This window comes from Nocardia sp. bgisy134 (assembly GCF_057708325.1).
Genome location: NZ_JBYIRW010000004.1, coordinates 392,829 through 406,713, shown reverse-complemented (window position 1 = coordinate 406,713; position 13,885 = coordinate 392,829). Strand labels below are relative to the sequence as shown.

Annotated in this window: 16 protein-coding genes; 7 read left to right on the top strand and 9 right to left on the bottom strand. The window is 64.8% G+C overall.

Translation table 11 applies throughout. The features are described 5' to 3' along the window. Positions 1–91: 91 nt before the first annotated feature. The gene (locus AC3ERS_RS10890; protein ID WP_431966155.1) at positions 92–520 is read right to left on the bottom strand and encodes a hypothetical protein; all 429 of its coding nucleotides are present in this window, start codon (positions 518–520) and stop codon (positions 92–94) included. Positions 521–773: 253 nt separating this feature from the next. Then, entirely contained in the window at positions 774–1,091 is a 318-nt protein-coding gene (locus AC3ERS_RS10885; protein WP_431966153.1) for a hypothetical protein, read from the bottom strand. 110 nt (positions 1,092–1,201) lie between these two features. Here AC3ERS_RS10885 and AC3ERS_RS10880 point away from each other — a divergent pair, with 110 nt between their 5' ends. Further along, positions 1,202–1,723, top strand: a complete 522-nt coding sequence (locus AC3ERS_RS10880; protein ID WP_431966151.1) for an ATP dependent DNA ligase — start codon at positions 1,202–1,204, stop codon at positions 1,721–1,723. 266 nt (positions 1,724–1,989) lie between these two features. Beyond that, positions 1,990–2,616, top strand: coding sequence for a hypothetical protein (locus AC3ERS_RS10875; RefSeq protein WP_431966149.1), 627 nt, complete (start codon positions 1,990–1,992; stop codon positions 2,614–2,616). A 750-nt stretch (positions 2,617–3,366) separates the two neighbouring features. Here the strand turns inward: AC3ERS_RS10875 and AC3ERS_RS10870 are convergent. After that, positions 3,367–3,834: a YybH family protein gene (locus AC3ERS_RS10870; RefSeq protein WP_431966147.1), complete on the bottom strand. Its 468-nt coding sequence runs from the start codon at positions 3,832–3,834 to the stop codon at positions 3,367–3,369. Positions 3,835–3,844: 10 nt separating this feature from the next. Continuing rightward, entirely contained in the window at positions 3,845–4,429 is a 585-nt protein-coding gene (locus AC3ERS_RS10865) for an NADPH-dependent FMN reductase (RefSeq protein WP_431966145.1), read from the bottom strand. Positions 4,430–4,610: 181 nt separating this feature from the next. Here AC3ERS_RS10865 and sigJ point away from each other — a divergent pair, with 181 nt between their 5' ends. Next, on the top strand, positions 4,611–5,501 hold the full coding sequence (gene sigJ, locus AC3ERS_RS10860; protein WP_431966143.1) for an RNA polymerase sigma factor SigJ: 891 nt from the start codon (positions 4,611–4,613) through the stop codon (positions 5,499–5,501). 72 nt (positions 5,502–5,573) lie between these two features. On the opposite strand, the gene AC3ERS_RS10855 is transcribed toward sigJ, so the two are convergent. Beyond that, positions 5,574–5,888, bottom strand: coding sequence for a hypothetical protein (locus tag AC3ERS_RS10855; RefSeq protein WP_431966141.1), 315 nt, complete (start codon positions 5,886–5,888; stop codon positions 5,574–5,576). Positions 5,889–6,120: 232 nt separating this feature from the next. After that, entirely contained in the window at positions 6,121–6,615 is a 495-nt protein-coding gene (locus AC3ERS_RS10850) for a hypothetical protein (protein WP_431966139.1), read from the bottom strand. A gap of 112 nt (positions 6,616–6,727) precedes the next feature. Here AC3ERS_RS10850 and AC3ERS_RS10845 point away from each other — a divergent pair, with 112 nt between their 5' ends. Together AC3ERS_RS10845 and AC3ERS_RS10840 are read left to right on the top strand one after the other, a co-directional pair. Beyond that, complete coding sequence (locus tag AC3ERS_RS10845) at positions 6,728–8,290, top strand: serine hydrolase domain-containing protein (protein ID WP_431966137.1); 1,563 nt, start codon at positions 6,728–6,730, stop codon at positions 8,288–8,290. A 50-nt stretch (positions 8,291–8,340) separates the two neighbouring features. Beyond that, positions 8,341–9,570, top strand: a complete 1,230-nt coding sequence (locus AC3ERS_RS10840; protein ID WP_431966135.1) for an MFS transporter — start codon at positions 8,341–8,343, stop codon at positions 9,568–9,570. Between the two features lie 245 nt (positions 9,571–9,815). Here the strand turns inward: AC3ERS_RS10840 and AC3ERS_RS10835 are convergent, their stop codons facing one another. Further along, the gene (locus AC3ERS_RS10835) at positions 9,816–10,181 is read right to left on the bottom strand and encodes a cupin domain-containing protein (protein WP_431966133.1); all 366 of its coding nucleotides are present in this window, start codon (positions 10,179–10,181) and stop codon (positions 9,816–9,818) included. 295 nt (positions 10,182–10,476) lie between these two features. Continuing rightward, positions 10,477–10,914 carry an STAS domain-containing protein gene (locus tag AC3ERS_RS10830; RefSeq protein ID WP_431966131.1) on the bottom strand — a complete coding sequence of 146 codons (438 nt, stop codon included), beginning with the start codon at positions 10,912–10,914 and terminating at the stop codon, positions 10,477–10,479. A 490-nt stretch (positions 10,915–11,404) separates the two neighbouring features. Between AC3ERS_RS10830 and AC3ERS_RS10825 the strand changes: the two genes are divergently transcribed. Further along, on the top strand, positions 11,405–11,752 hold the full coding sequence (locus tag AC3ERS_RS10825; protein WP_431966129.1) for a transglycosylase family protein: 348 nt from the start codon (positions 11,405–11,407) through the stop codon (positions 11,750–11,752). Positions 11,753–12,297: 545 nt separating this feature from the next. After that, positions 12,298–12,996 (top strand): hypothetical protein, encoded by a 699-nt coding sequence (locus AC3ERS_RS10820; protein ID WP_431966127.1) that lies wholly within the window; start codon positions 12,298–12,300, stop codon positions 12,994–12,996. Positions 12,997–13,186: 190 nt separating this feature from the next. On the opposite strand, the gene AC3ERS_RS10815 is transcribed toward AC3ERS_RS10820, so the two are convergent. Beyond that, positions 13,187–13,876, bottom strand: coding sequence for a DUF8020 domain-containing protein (locus tag AC3ERS_RS10815; RefSeq protein ID WP_431966125.1), 690 nt, complete (start codon positions 13,874–13,876; stop codon positions 13,187–13,189). Positions 13,877–13,885: the final 9 nt, after the last annotated feature.

The window sequence follows — 13,885 nt, the reverse complement described above, 5'->3', positions numbered from 1 at the left end:
TTCCACGCAGGTGGCTGGGTCGCGGATGAACTTCCGCTACTGCCGCATACGGCGCTGTCGAGAACCTCCGCGTCTGCCGATGTGCGAGTGCTCATGCGGTGTTGGCTGACTGGATACTGATCACTGCTCCGGATGCGCGGAGTGAAACCGCTAGAGCCTCCATTTCGACTCGGGTTCCTTCGATGCCTCCGGCGCGGAGCTGGTCGGCCATCGAACGCGCCTCGATGAGCGACAGCGCTTTGACAGCCCGTAGCGCCCGCATCACTGCCGCCGGCGTTGCGTTGTCGCCGGTGAGTTGAAGCAGGGTCGGACCGTTAGCGGCCAGGATCGCCGAGCGCATCCGCGCTGGCGGTGCTTCACAGCCGCGTTCGTACCAGACACATTCACACTTCGGGCAGTTGCCTTCCAGGTCCCATTGGTGTTTCACTCCCGAGAGTGCCTCGATGACTGTGGCTTCGATCAGCGACCCGCACTCGATGCAGTTGGTCATGTAGGGCGCGGATTCAACCACTGTGTCCATCGTGCTGAATCCTAGATCCAGCTTCCCGCAATGGTCGACAAGAGCGTCCGCGTCTTCCGCACATCGCGCATTCACGAACGCGCGCAAATGGAACGGTGACCGGTGAGAGGCAAGCCATTTGAGAGCCACACCAATGACACTGGTGGGCAGCCGATTAGGGAGCTTCTCACCGGGCACCTGGACCCGATCCCGGCCGGGATCAGGCCCTGGCACCAGTGTTAAGTAGCCGATGACGGGATATCGGCAAGCCTGGTCAAGCCTCGGAATCGGCGACGTACCAGTACAACCGATCGAGGCTGGTCGAAGCCGGCTCCTGCCAGGGTTTACCGTCAGACGAGATTCGGTTGTTGTCGAGGTCGAAGCGAACAGATCCTGCTTGGTTGCTGGCGGTGAGTACTACCCCGTCCTCGGACAGGGCAAGGGTCTCCCACGCGCCGCAGGCTTCGAACTCCAGCCGTATGAGTTCGTGGTCGTCGCAGTACTGCAGACCTTGCGGATGCCCAGAGTCCAGGACACGGGGCCGGCGCAGAGTCCGGCCTTGCAGCTGGCCGTTGTTGAGCCGTGCCAGCACGCCCTGGTGTGGTCGTCCCACTCAATAATTCCGGTTACCGCCTGGGGGACGCGATAGCGTCTGTGGCGGAAGACCCCGCTGCGGCGAAGTGCCAACGTGATCATCGCCGGATGATCTTCTGCGAGGAATTGCATCGGATGCGTGGCCTGTTCGGCCGAATCGGGCAGTGCCTGCGGCGTCTACGGTACATCGGCTTCTCTTTCGCGATGCGGCACGTGCTGCGCACACCGCTCGCCGAGCTCGAGCGTCAGGATCCGCCGTTCGATAGCGCGCCAGCCCGGTTGCCACGTGTGGTGCGGTGGGTGACTCCAGCGCTGGTGGGCACCGTCGAGTGCAGGGAATACGTTGACGCAACGGCGTCACCCGAGTTGGCGAGGGCTGCACGCAGACCCGTCAGCGTGCGCGCGGACCAAATTCTCCGCGACCTTCGGCCCGCCGCACCCGCCATCGACGCCGACCCTTCGAACCCGCGCAGTTCCTCCTCGGTGCGAGCCGGTCTCACCCGGTACGGCCCGACCGCGAACTCGCTCAGCGGCGGCCGCCGAAGCCGGGCGGCGCGTAGCGCGGCGAGGCGACACAGGCTTAGCGCCGGATCCCGCACGCTTACGCCACTGCCCCCGTGGTCGCCTTGATCGCGTTGGCGGGTGTGTTGTTGACCCGGCGTCGCGCGGAAGGTCGGCGACACGCGGCTCGTAGTCGACGGAGGGTGCGGTACAACGCGATTTATAGTGTGCATTGCGGGCAAAACTTCGGCTATCAGGTCGAGCCAGTCACTATCACGTAGAACCAGTTCCGGGTCGGCAGCGCATCAGGGCCCGACAACCGTGAATTCTTTCAGAAAGGCGCCATTATGCCCGTCCAGCACACTGCCCGGTACCGCGCGATCACTGCGGCGACGATGGCAGCCCTCGCATTGTCCAGCGGCGTTCTCCCCGCGTTCAATTCTGCGGCAATCGCGTCGGCGCAGGTGTTCCACGCCTCGCCCGCCGCGACAGCGCAAACCGAGCTCTACACCGAGATGCGGACGCTATGGGGTGAGCACATGGACGGGACCTGGGCGACCGTGGTCGCGTTCGCCGACGACCCCCTCGCACTGCTGCCCAGTCTGGGCCGACTGCTGCGCAACCAGGTCGACATCGGTAACGCGTTCGCGCCGTACTACGGCCAGGAAGTCGCCGGGCGGCTCACCGGCCTGTTGACTATCCACATCTTGCAGGCCGTGCCAGTCCTCACCGCCGCCCAGATCGGCTACAAACCGGCACTCGACACGGCAGTCGCGGCCTGGCATGCCAACGCTCGAGATATCGCCGACTTCTTCGCTGCGATCAACCCCAACTGGTCGCGGCAGGACATGCGTGAGGCGATGAGCATGCACATCGACCAGACCGTCGCTTACGCAGCCGCCGTCATCGACGGCAGGTACAGCGACGCGACCGCCAAGTTCGACAAGGCCAAGGCACACATGATGGATGTCGCCGACATCCTCAGTCAGGGCATCGTCGCCCAGTTCCCGGACAAGTTCTAGACTCTCGGAACATGCTGAGGCTCAATTGTTTTCGGCGGTTCCAGGCGGTCAGGTGCTCGCCTCGATCTCTGGCGCCCCTTGGCCTCTGCTGTTCCATATCGGCCCGGATTCATAAAGTCGATGAACTCGGTGCCCGGACCAAGCGTCAACCAGATGCGTTCTCCAGCGCTGACCAGGGCAAACTCAACCACCGGTTCGTGGCTGTGCCATAAGTTGCCACACTCTCTACATCCGTCCGATGCATGAGCACCAGTCCGGAGGACCGGTACCGGATCGACCGCGAGCCAGCAAATCCTGCGGCCGAAATCGGCTCGCGGAGAAGCGGAGAAGCGCGGAGTAGATCGTCACGCCGCAATGGACATCGGCATCCGAGGCGACAGAGGGCTGTCCTAGCGGTAGCGCAAAGATTGGACGACCTGAATGTCGAGTTCGTCGAAGCGGGACGGAAGGATCTTCGTTAGCCAGACCTAGCTCGGGCTATCGCCACAGAAACATCCGTATTCGTCCCACGCGGTGGCCCGAGCGCTGCGTGCGAGTCCATGCTCAACCGCGCGTGCGATTTCGTCCGTGCCTGTGTGCCAGCGGCACTCACCCTCCCGAGATCGCTCGATTCTGCTCGCAACTGCGCGAACCACCCAGTGGTCTGTACGCCTGATGTCGAGTCACGACGCCGACCGGAAGGCGGGATGTGGGTACACCTCCGAGGTGATGCGGACCCACACCCGCCGAGGCAGGACGGCTGCCGACCTGTCAGGGCTCGAGGTCGACCACACCTTTGCCGCTCGCGATGTCGAGCGGCACCGACACCTGATCGTGCGCGATCAACCAGGTGTCGTCGATCTTCCGCATGCCGTATGTGACCCGGACCCACATGCCGCCGGTTGTGGCCCCGTTCTTCAGCGTGCCGCTGAGACGAGCGAAGGCGTGCCCGAATGCCACATCGTCGCCTACGGTGAACGTCAGGTCGCGAACCTCATAGGCCACACTCTCGAAGAGCATGAAGACTTTCGCCCAGTTCTCGAGTTTCGCCGCTATCCCGACATGCTGGAGCGGCGGCTCGACATCGAAGGACACGACGTCGGTTGTGTACAGCTGTTTCAGGGCGTCGAGGTCCTTGGCTCGCAGTCCTTCGACCACCTTGTCGATGTGCCGGCGAAGCTCGACTTCGGCTACCTCGATACGGTCAGTGCGTGTCTGAAAGTCGTTGGGTGTGGTCATGATCGGCTCCTCAGGAATTGACGAAAGTGGTTTCGGCGGCGGCTCGCAGCGGCGCGAGCGCGGTGCTCCATGCGATGAGCTGATCCAGCAACGTGTTCAGCGCCGTGGCGTGGCGGTCGCTCGGTGTGAAGGTGCTGTGGTTCTCGAAATCGGTGAGCAACGAGATCTCGACCGGACGGCTCACGTCGGCCATGCCCAGCGTGCTGCAGACCACCCGCAGCTGCGCCACCGCGCGAGCGCCGCCGCTCACGCCGTAGGAGACGAATCCCACCGCCTTGTCGGTCCATTCCGCGCACAGGTGGTCGATGGCGTTCTTCAGCACCCCGGGAACGCCGCCGTTGTACTCCGGGGTCACCACCACGAAGCCGTCGAACGGGGCGATCCGCTCCGCCCAGGCGCGGGTGTGCGCATGCACCGACGGGCCGAACATCGGCGCCACGGCCTCGTCCAGATGCGGCAGCGGGTGGTCGCGCAGATCGATCAGTTCGAACTCGGCGTCGCCGCGCCGCGATGCCGAGTCCACAACCCACTGGGCGACCTGCGGGCCGTTGCGGTTGGGCCGGGTACTGCCGAGGATGATGCCGATTCTGATCATTTCCAGAACTCCTGATTCGCTGAAAGTGTCGCGACCTTCCGACGACACAGCCGTCCGGAATGTCAGGCCGCCTCGCCCGCCCGTCACCACCACCCCTCATCGAGACGCTTCGCGTCGCTCACATTTCTGGTCGCTGATTCGTCGATTTCTGTGAGGTACGCACAAACCGAAGGAGCCGACCATGACCGACCCGCACCTGCCCGGGGTGATCGGTGAACGCCGTCAACTGATCAATCTGGCCTACCGGCTGCTCGGCTCGCTGGCCGAGGCCGAGGATGTGGTGCAGGAGACTTACGCGCGCTGGTACGCGCTGTCCGAGCGGCAGCGGGAGGAAGTGGCGGCGCCCGGCGCGTGGTTGACGACGGTCGCCAGCCGGATCTGCCTCGATCTGCTCGGCTCGGCGCGCGCCAGGCGGGAACGCTATGTGGGCGAATGGATTCCGGAGCCGGTACCCAGCCGGTCCGAATGGCTCGACGGCTCCGCCTCCGTCGATCCCGCCGACCGGGTCACCCTCGACGAGTCGATCAGCATGGCCTTCCTCGTCGTGCTGGATTCCATGACGCCGGCCGAGCGGGTGGCGTTCGTCCTGCACGACGTCTTCCGCTACTCCTTCGCTGAGGTCGCCGACATCGTCGGGCGCACCCCCGCGGCCTGCCGCCAGCTCGCCTCCAGCGCCCGCCGCCGCATCCAGACCTCGAAGGAGCCGTCTGGCCCCGAGCGCGCCGAGGTGGTCCGAGATTTCAAACGGGCTTGGGAGACAAAAGATATCGAGGCCTTGATCGGCCTGCTCGACCCGCAGGCGATCGCCACGGCCGACGGCGGCGGCCTGGCACCATCCTTCCTCGACCCGATCAACGGCGGCGAGCAGATCACTCGGGCCTGGATGGAAATCGCCGCCCACGGCCCCGCGGTAACCCTGCTGGAGCGTACGGTGAACGGCCAACCCGGCCTGGTAGCACAGCTCGACGACACCATCGTCTCGGTCTACGCCTTCGACATCGCCGACGGCCGGATCACTCGCATCTGGGTGATCCGGAACCCGGAGAAACTGAGGCCCTGGACGGCCCGCTGAACCGAACTGCGGATCCGCAAGTAGTTCCAGCGGCACCACAACCTGCTCAGGATTCCGGCAGCAATCGCGCTATCAGCCCTCGGACAGTTCTACGACCTCGATCTGTTGGCTGAAAGTGATCCGGCGCCGCTCGGTCTCGGCAGGCTTCTCGGGAGTCTCACCCCACCGGATCGTGGCGAGCCACAGGCCATTCGGGTCGGTGACGACGGGAACCAATTGCATGATCTTGCCGAGGCGGTTGTAGCCCCCTTCGGACCGCCCGAGAAACTTGCCGACGAACGTCTGGTCAAGATCCGCCCCGGTCAGGCGAGTGACCTTCACCTCGCCTTCAGCACCTTCAGCACCTTCGGAACCGATGAGCCGGGCACGGTACTGCTCTGTAGCCATAATCCCTGATCTCTCTAATTGTTGGATTGGCTCAGCATTTGCTGTGAATCTTACGCGATGCGGAGAATGAAGTTGAGCGCCGATATTTCACAAACGCCGCGATGTTGCTGGCTACCGGCATGGCAGAGGTGAATCCACTCATGGCCGTGCTATATCGTCCGGCAGCTGGCCGGCCGAGGCGTTGTCCACGGACGCGGGGCGGCGTCGAGGCCTTCGTGGGTGCTTTGGGCGATCAGTTCACGGATGAACTCGGCCAGCACTCGGCTCGAGGCGCCGGAAGGGGGCCGTCCTCCGAGACGTGACTGGTGCGGAATACCCTGCCGCCGACCAGGTTTGCGCGGACATTCTGTGCGAAGGTGGCGAAGTCTCCGCGGTTCGGCTGCGGCGCGATCATCAGGTTACCGTCGCCCCCAGAGTCCGCGACCTGCAGAGTCTCCCCTTTACCCCAGACGTTCTGGGGGGACATCCCCCAACCGTCGGGCACGGTCACCTGCGATTTGCCGTCCACCGCGACAATCGTCTGAGCGGACATCAGCCGGATCTCATAGAATGCCGAAACCGAAACCGCCACCGCATGATTCGGCTCCGTCGTCCGTTCATGGGCCAGCGCGGCAGGCCCCGCCGCCGCGGCGATCAGCATAGGAGCCACGCCCAAACCCAGCCGGACCATCAACACCCGGACCCCGCCGCGCCGCCCCACCCCGAACCGGGCATTCTCGAAAAGCACTATCCAACAGCTACGACAGGGGCTTTGGGCGAGTACTCGGTGCGATCGAGGCGCGGCTCGCAGGTGAGTACTACGACCCTGCCGCTCGAAGCCGATAACCGCTATCGAGTGCGTGCGACCACCAACCGGCAACTCGGCCACTCGGTTCCGCTGCCCGGTCTGCGAGAAGCTCGCCAATAAATTGCTGCCATCGATCTGGTCAATTGACCAGAATGTAACACGGGCATCCTATGGTGCGAGCTACCCTGTCCGCATGCTCAGATCATTTCGCCGCAATGTTCGTGGCCGCCAATCGATTCGGCGCACGGTTACTGCGGCTGCAATTACTTTGATTGCAATTGGCGGGGCGCAGCCCCTCTCGAGCGCTGAGGAACCCGTTGCCGGATCAGTGGCGATTTCCGGCGCGGCAGAGTTTCTCGCGGCGATTCAGGGCGGCCGGCTGCTGGGGGTGCCGCCGCTGCCTGCAGTCATCGAGGGCGCAGGCGCCGGTCTGTCCTCCGCCGAGTTCTGGACGAACTATGTGCACGAGGTGTTGACCAAAAACTCGATCCTGCTGCCCATTCCGATCGACGTCGTCAAACCCGATGTGGTGCTGCCCCACGCCCCGGTCGAGGCGGGCGTCGAGGTGACGGCGCTGCCCTACGCGCCCGTCGATCTACTCGGGGTGACCTACGAGTGGGCGGACCGGAGGAAGACCGTCGGCGAGTTCCTCAACGACACCGGGACCGACGTGCTCGAGTTCGCACACAATGGCGCGTTGGTCGCACAGTACTTCGCCAACGGCTGGTCAGCCGAGGTCGCCCACCAGGCGTGGTCGACGACCAAGTCTTTCGTCTCCACACTGGTCGGCATCGCCCTCGACCAGCAGCTGATCGCCTCGCTGGACGATCCGATCGAACGATATGTCCACGACTTGGCAGGCACAGCATGGCACGGCGTCACGATCAGGAACCTGCTCGAGATGCGATCGGGGGTCCACTGGGACGAGCACGCCGAAGATCTCGCTCAGAACACCCAGGTCATGCAGTGGATCGACATGGCACTGGACTACTACACCGAGGGGCAGGCGGGAAAGACCAGAAACGAGTTCCTGCAATCGCTTCCCCGAGTCGAACCGCAGGGCGTCCACTTCAACTACAACAGCGCCAATACGCAGGTCCTGGCCTGGATGCTGGAGAGCGTCTACCGCCAGCCGTTCAATGCCATACTCTCCGACCAGTTGTGGCGACCGGCGGGCATGGAAGCCTCCGCCGACATCATGACCGACCGCACCGGCGCCGCCATCGCTTCGCAGGCCCTCTTCGCGCGACCACGCGATTTCGTCCGCTTCGGCGAACTCATGCGAAATAATGGCCGTACCCCGGATGGTCGCCGGATCGTGTCCGCACACTGGATCTCCGCGGCGACCACCAACATGAAACCGGCCAGAGACACCGGCGACACCACCGACGGCGGCTACGGCTTCCAATGGTGGAGCGGTGCGACACCGGATGGATTCCAGGCCAACGGATTCCAAGGGCAGTACATCACGGTCGCCCCGACCGCGTGCTTGACCGGAGTGCGGTTGGCACACACGCTGCAACTGAGCACGGACCTGACCTTCGCCGGTCAGGGAAACGCGGAGTGGCAGACGCTCTATCGAGCGGTGCTGGACCGGCTCGGCGGATGCCGCTAGCACCGATCAGCTTTCACGCCCTTCCCACTTCAGTAACCGATTGGCCCGAAATGATCGACTCATCCGCCACGAATTCCTCATCCACCGAAAGGCGCTCCGTCTTGCGTTCGGCGCGGCAGGCGAACTCGATCGCCTTCGCCGGACAGGGTTTGTTCCTGGCCGTTGTGCTGACCGAATTGCCACAGCTGAAGGACAAATTCGATTTGAGCGAAGCCGCGCTCGTCGGCGCTGTAGCCGGTATTTCGCTGATCGCCGCTCTTGGGAGCGTGGCCGCCGAGCGCGTGGCAGTGCGATGGTCCAGTAGAACAGCATTGCGTCTGGGCCTGTGCCTGGTCGCGATCTCGGGGCTCGCGATCGCCTGCTCGCCGGTGCCCGCCGCGCTGTTCGTCGCCTTGGCGATCTACGGCATCGGGCTCGGCGCCGTCGACGCCGGGACGAACATGCAGGCGGTTCTCATCCAGCACGGCCAGGGGCGGTTCATTTTGTCCTCGTTCTACGCGGCCTGGAGCGCCGGGGCGATTGCCGGCGCGTTGTTCGTCGCGGCATGCGCGGCGCTGGACCTGTCCGTCAGCGTCGCGATCGGGGTAGCGGCGGTCGCGGTGCTGCTGGCCGGGCAAACCCTGGGACCGCGATTGCTCGGCGCGGCCGACGCAGAGTCCGGGCCCGACGAACACGACCCCGCGCGACCGGTCCCGGTCGGCACGTTCCTGATGTTCGGGGTGACGCTGGCGCTGGCTTTCGCGATCGATCTCGCCGTGGGCAACTGGTCGGCGCTGTATCTCAGTGAGGAACTGCATGCTTCGGCGGCGGCATCGGCGCTGGCGCTGGCCGCTTATCAGGGTGCCTCACTGGCCGGGCGGCTGGCCGGGGACACCGGGGTGCGGCGCTGGGGCTCCCGCACCGTCAGCCGGTGCGCGGCCGCGATCGGATCGGTCGGCCTCGCGATCGTCGTGGTCGCGCCCACGTCTGCGATCGCGATCATCGGCTTCCTGGTCGCCGGTATCGGGCTACCGCTGATCGCGCCACTGTGTTTCAGCGAATTGGGCCGCCGGACCGGCGGTCGGGGGCTCGATGCGCTGATCGCACGGCTCAACCTGTTCAACTACGCGGGCACCCTGGTCGGAGGCGTGGTGGTCGGGTCCGTCGCGACCGCCGCGAACCTGCGGGCCGGATTCGCGATTCCCCTGCTGTTCGCGCTCGCCCTGTTCGGCCTGGCGCGAATCTTTTCGCAGAGGCTGCGCCACAGCAGTGCGACCGCGACGATTCCCGGTCAGAACTGAACCGGGTGTCGCCGAGGAACGAACACGGCCGCGCGAAACCATTGCCGCAGAACTGGATTGGACGTGTGATCAGATGGTGGGCGACCGCGCCGCAAATCGCGGCACCGTAAGCGCGAGGCTGGACCTCCCGACAATTCCGCCCGCGGTCCTGAGCGGGATCGTCGAGATCGGCGCGCGCGAAGGATGCGATATCGGGCAATGGTTCACCGGCACCGGACTGGCCGCGCCCGAGGTTCTGGCAGCGATTACGAGCGCTTCGCGTAATCGGCGAAGCCCTGCCAGTCGAGCATCACGCAGGGTTCGTCTCCCACGGTCCACGCGTCGTGGCCGGGTGGGACGATCATGAAGTCGCCGGGTCCGTATTCCTGTTGCTCGCCGTCGTCCATGGCTACCACCATCCGACCCGAAATGCAGTAGCCGACGTGGGCGGACTGACAGCTGTCGGTCTGAGCAATCGGCTTGACATGCTCCGACCACCGCCAGCCGGGTTCGAAAACCGCCCTGCCGACCGGCCCTCGATCGAGGTTGACGACATCGACTCTGCCTTTGTCCTGCTCGAAAGGCCGGGTCTCTTCGGGTGATTCGAAATTCTGGCGCACCAGACCGGACATGGCGGTTCTCCTTCGACATCCAGCCCCCGATGGTGGGTAGGTTGCGGCCCGCGATCGATCAGCGCGACGGACCGCTCCGGTAATGCTCGGCAAATCGCAGTTACCGAATAGCATCCGCGGCCGACGGCAAACATCACGCGCACATGCCGACAGCTACGCGGCGCACGGCCACCAGCACGACCGAACATGGAGAGCCCCGGTCCCGGGCAAGGACCGCTGAAGTGGGCACGTGGCCTTCGGATCGAGAGAGACCGAAGTGGTACCGCTTCTATTCGGGCCGCACGGCGGGCCCTGCTCAGTCGGTGGCGGCGATTGTCTCGTCGGGCCGGTTGAGGCGCCCAGGTCGGGGCGGATGGGTGGAATTCTCGCCGCACAGGTGATTCAGGCCGGTGAGGGTAAGCAGCCGGTGGACGGGTGGGGAGGGCTTGCGCAGGGTGAGAGTCGTGCCTCGTTCTCGTGCCGCGGTGCGGAGGAGCCAGAGCGTATCGATCGTCGCCGCGCTGAAGAAACTCACGTCGGCCAGGTCGATCTCGATGTGGTCGACGGCGGGATCGGTGACCGCCGTGCCGACGGCGTCGTAGAACTGTCCACCGGTGCCATAGTCGATTTCGCCGCGGCAGACGACTTCGCACCGGTCACCGGATCGGCGCGTCACCACTGAGAGATACGAGCCCGGGGTGACGAAGTCGTCCGCGATATCGGTGCTCGGCGAAATATCGTGCTGGTCGTTCATGAGGTGTCACCTCAGCGATCGAGGGCGGACACCCGCGCGCATTTGTGTGACGAGGGTGCGGGGGTTCGTCCATCAGACCGCAGGCCCGCGGTGGTGTCTAGTACCGGAAACGAACCGCGACCGGCCAGAATGCGAACCGCGGCCGCCCCGTCCTGCCTGAGCGGCACGCCCGAGGCCGCCACGATGCGCGGAATTGCCACTCGACCGGCCGCCCGTCCAAGGACCGGTTCGGCGCGCGCAGACACCGTTTGTGCCGCCCCCCGGCCGACCGGGATGAGGGGGCTCGCGACGACGTTATTCAACGGCGCATCGCCGCGCGCGAGCGCGGTTCACGCACGATATGGGTCTGTATTTCGATGTGGACACGATATCGAGGACCATTGCTCGAGGTCACCGCGCCCAGCACACACTCGAACGGGCTCAAAGATCAAGTGATCACCTTTCATGTTTGGACACCTGTTCAGGTTGCTGACTCGAAAGGAACTGTGACATGAGCGCTCTGGGCACCCCACTCAAGAAGATCGTCGCCATCAGCGCGATCATCGGCGGCGCCGGCATGGTAAACGTCGGCCAAGCTTCCGCCGTTACCGATCAGGAATGGGACAGCCTCGCCGCGTGTGAGTCGGGTGGTAATTGGAGTAGCAACACCGGCAACGGGTTTCACGGCGGCCTGCAGTTCTCGCCGGGCACATGGGCTGCATATGGCGGTGCCGCGTATGGGCGGACTGCCGACAAAGCCACCCGTGAGCAGCAGATCGCCGTCGCCGAGCAGGTACTTGCCGCTGAGGGCTGGGGTCCTTGGGCAGGTTGTTCGGCAGCGCTCGACCCTTTCCGCTGAGACGGCCGAGATGTCCAGCGGGTACGACCGAGCCATGACCCTGTCATCGTCCCGGTCCTCATGAACGCCGCCCGCTGCGGTGAACATCTCGCGGGGTGGTAGCCGCAGCGACGCCGGTCAGTGGGAACAGCACCAACCCTTGCGAGTGATAGTCGGCACTCCAGGATGTTCGGTCGAGTGTCAGCTGCCTCAGATGATCTCGGCGCGTTGATCTTCCACCGAGCCGCGTGGCCGTTTCGAACCACGCGGCTCGCGGCACAAGGGTGCATTCGGTGCATCTGACGGAACTGCCAGATGTCGAACCGGGTGAGGATCGCGGGGATAAGTCTCTCGGTCGCAGAACCTCTTGTTCCAGGCGCGCAATCCGATCGAGGCGATCGCGGTCTGTCGGCTTGCATGCCGACCGGATTGGTTCCGATCAGGACGCCGCCTACCGGGCAGGCGGTGATCCGAGGGTATTGAGATGGCGACTGCCTTGCAGACGACGAGGCGCCTGACACGGTGCGACGAGTGCGTTGGAGGGCAAGTCGTGCCTCTGGAGTAGATTGCGCGCCAAAGGTTTTACTGACTGCCCGATCTGGATTGGCCTGAGAATGTTTTTCGATGGGATGCCCGGCGACTGGAAGCCGATGCCGTTGGCGCAGGCGACACAACGCTTCGACATCGCCGAGGCGAGCGACGACAGTGTGTACCTGGAGGACCTGTTCGGCGACGAACCCCAGCACTTCTACGTACATACCGGCGACATCGAGGCCGATGGCCCGCTCGTGCTGGGTAACGGCCCCGGCGAAGATGAGGACACCGTCTACGTCGTCGACGGCGACCTGACTGTCAACGGCCCGGTCAGCTTCCTCAACATGGACATCTACACCTCGCTCTATGTCACCGGTTCGCTGAAGGCGCGTGATCTGATCTGCCTGTGGGACAGTTGCCTGTTCATCGGCGGCTCTCTGCACATAGACCAGCTACTCGCGACAGCGTTGACCGACGCCGGCCATCTGGTCGTCAAGAAGACGGTCTTCGCTCAGGCGTGGCTGGACGACTGTGACCGAGGCGCGATCTACTTCGATGACATCCAGGTGCCCAGACGGATCGGCGCTTCCGGCAATTCCTACCTCGGTGCCGACCACCCGATCGAAAGCCGGTCCGCCACCGTACGCCCCGAATACTTCGGCGAGAGTGGCGAACTCGACATGTTCCGGCTACGCACAGCGCTCATCCAGGGCCTGCCTGTGCTCCGCTGACTCACATCCCGTTTCCTCGGGCAAGCCGGACCCATCGCCGCAAACATCTCACTGGAGCACGTGGCAGTGGTTTCGGTGAGGGTGAAACGGCTCGGCCTCGTCGCCCCCGTCTGGCGACGGACTGAATGTCGTTTACTGACAAGGTCATCCGACCGGTTGGCCCGTCGTATGACGGACCAACCGGAAACACTCACTTCGCCGGGAACGGCGAGTTGATCGTGGTGAAGTACTGGATGGCCGCGCCTGCGGCGACCGGGGCGGTGACCAGGATCTGGCCGGCGAGCGTGCCGAGGGCGCCGACTGCGAGAATGCCGCCGATGCAGCCGACGGCGGCGGCGGGGATGAAGGGCCCGAAGAGGCCGACGATGGTGGCCGAGGCAACCGTAGCCCCGACGATGCCGCCGAGCACGCAGCCGACGGCGCCGCCGCCGAGTCCGCCGACCAGGGTGCCGATGGTGGCGCCCATGCTGATGGTGCTGGTCATCCGGGACCAGGCTGCCTGCTCCCGTTCGTATTCGGTCTTCCACGGCGCCTTGTCCTCGAAGGGCAGTGCGACCGGCTTGTAAACGGCCTTGTCCATGGACAGTTCCGGGGTGAGGGTGGCGGTGCGGCCGTTGATGTCGGCGCGGATCGGGAACTGGAAGTCGTCGATGTTGAAGGTCAGCGGCGTCGCGGCGATCACGGTCCCGCTCGGCGACTTCACCTTCAGCGCTCCGTCCTCGACCGTCAGCGCACCGGAATCGATCTCGACGATCGAGGCGGTGTCGGTGGCCTGCGCGGTGAAGGACACCGGCGATTCCGGTGTGGCGTGCGCGGTAGCGGTAGCGGTGGTCAGCGCGGCCAGAGCCAGCGCGGGCAGAGCCAGGGTCCTCATCAGCATGGAGATTTT

Bases quoted from the DNA above. Each gene is read 5' to 3' on its own strand.
- AC3ERS_RS10815 (WP_431966125.1), bottom strand. From the start codon at position 13,876: ATGCTGATGAGGACCCTGGCTCTGCCCGCGCTGGCTCTGGCCGCGCTG.
- AC3ERS_RS10835 (WP_431966133.1), bottom strand. From the start codon at position 10,181: ATGTCCGGTCTGGTGCGCCAGAATTTCGAATCACCCGAAGAGACCCGG.
- AC3ERS_RS10865 (WP_431966145.1), bottom strand. From the start codon at position 4,429: ATGATCAGAATCGGCATCATCCTCGGCAGTACCCGGCCCAACCGCAAC.
- AC3ERS_RS10875 (WP_431966149.1), top strand. From the start codon at position 1,990: ATGGCAGCCCTCGCATTGTCCAGCGGCGTTCTCCCCGCGTTCAATTCT.
- AC3ERS_RS10830 (WP_431966131.1), bottom strand. From the start codon at position 10,914: ATGAACGACCAGCACGATATTTCGCCGAGCACCGATATCGCGGACGAC.
- AC3ERS_RS10880 (WP_431966151.1), top strand. From the start codon at position 1,202: ATGATCTTCTGCGAGGAATTGCATCGGATGCGTGGCCTGTTCGGCCGA.
- AC3ERS_RS10825 (WP_431966129.1), top strand. From the start codon at position 11,405: ATGAGCGCTCTGGGCACCCCACTCAAGAAGATCGTCGCCATCAGCGCG.
- AC3ERS_RS10870 (WP_431966147.1), bottom strand. From the start codon at position 3,834: ATGACCACACCCAACGACTTTCAGACACGCACTGACCGTATCGAGGTA.
- AC3ERS_RS10840 (WP_431966135.1), top strand. From the start codon at position 8,341: ATGATCGACTCATCCGCCACGAATTCCTCATCCACCGAAAGGCGCTCC.
- AC3ERS_RS10855 (WP_431966141.1), bottom strand. From the start codon at position 5,888: ATGGCTACAGAGCAGTACCGTGCCCGGCTCATCGGTTCCGAAGGTGCT.
- AC3ERS_RS10890 (WP_431966155.1), bottom strand. From the start codon at position 520: ATGGACACAGTGGTTGAATCCGCGCCCTACATGACCAACTGCATCGAG.
- sigJ (WP_431966143.1), top strand. From the start codon at position 4,611: ATGACCGACCCGCACCTGCCCGGGGTGATCGGTGAACGCCGTCAACTG.